Raw genomic sequence first — 1,094 nt, forward strand, 5'->3', positions numbered from 1 at the left:
ATAAAGTTTGAGACATTGAATTATGCTATTCAGGATGTTCGGAAAGAAGCAAGACAAGCTGCTGCTATTGGTCTAGCGGTGTCCAACTTGCGTTACAATGATGCACCAGGAAAGTTAAGTGTTGCACTTGGTAGTGGTATATGGCTTAATCAGTCCGCATTTGCTCTTGGTGCTGGTTATACATCTGAAGATGGAAATATTCGCTCTAGTCTGTCTGTGACAAGTGCCGGAGGGCGCTGGGGTGTAGGTGTAGGATTAAGCTTAACTCTAAATTAATAAAATTTACTACGATTATTTTCAAAAACGCTTCTGTCTATACAAGACAGAGGCGAAAAGAGTTACACGATTAAAAGAACGACTCCCATAAATAACAATGCCAGCATTAATGTTGAAAATAAAAAAAGAGAAAATGTCTGAAGAGTGGTGTGTTTTACGCAAATTTGACAGAAGTCGTGGAGGGGGCTAGTTGGTTGTTACATGACAGTAAGCAGCGGATTAAGAAAGTTTTTGATGATACGAAAAAATATGTAGATAAATATTTTTCTGAATCCAAGGATAATGCGATGAGTAATGGTGTTAACGAATCGAAATCCTCCACCGATATGAAATTTGAAATGTTTAGTTATGCTATTGAAGATGTTCGGAAAGAAGCAAGACAAGCAGCGGCTGTTGGTTTGGCAGTGGTAGGTTTGCGTTATAACGATACACTAGGAAAGTTGATTGTTTCATTTGATAGCGGCGCATGGCGTGGACAATTCGCATTTGCTCTTGGTGCTGGTTATATATCAGAGGATGGCTTCATTTGCTCTAATATATCCGCAACGAGTTCTGCGGAGATTAGAGAAGAGATGTTGGCTTAAGATTAAAGCTGCGTTGATGATAGCAAGGGATTCTTTTAACAATATTTATTCTTATTTTATTAAATGAGGGTGAATATTTTTTTGTAGATGCACAGTATTTATCTAGAGATAAGCATAATATTTGATGAGGCTATAGACTGTGAGGTTTTATAGAAGATTTTCTATATTTTGTTGAAAAAAGATCACAGTAGAATCCATATTGCTAAAAAGTTATATTTTTATGTTGCTATTTTC

2 protein-coding genes are annotated in these 1,094 nt (G+C 36.7%); both read left to right on the plus strand.

What is annotated here, in order from left to right:
* Positions 1-276 (plus strand): YadA-like family protein (locus ACFILO_RS09460; RefSeq protein ID WP_375678211.1); only part of this gene is annotated, 276 nt, incomplete at its 5' end.
* 149 nt (positions 277-425) lie between these two features.
* Positions 426-860 (plus strand): hypothetical protein, encoded by a 435-nt coding sequence (locus ACFILO_RS09465; protein WP_375654233.1) that lies wholly within the window; start codon positions 426-428, stop codon positions 858-860.
* The last annotated feature ends 234 nt before the right edge of the window (positions 861-1,094 follow it).

This window comes from Bartonella sp. AP72JLCBS (assembly GCF_042195705.1).
GTDB lineage: Bacteria > Pseudomonadota > Alphaproteobacteria > Rhizobiales > Rhizobiaceae > Bartonella.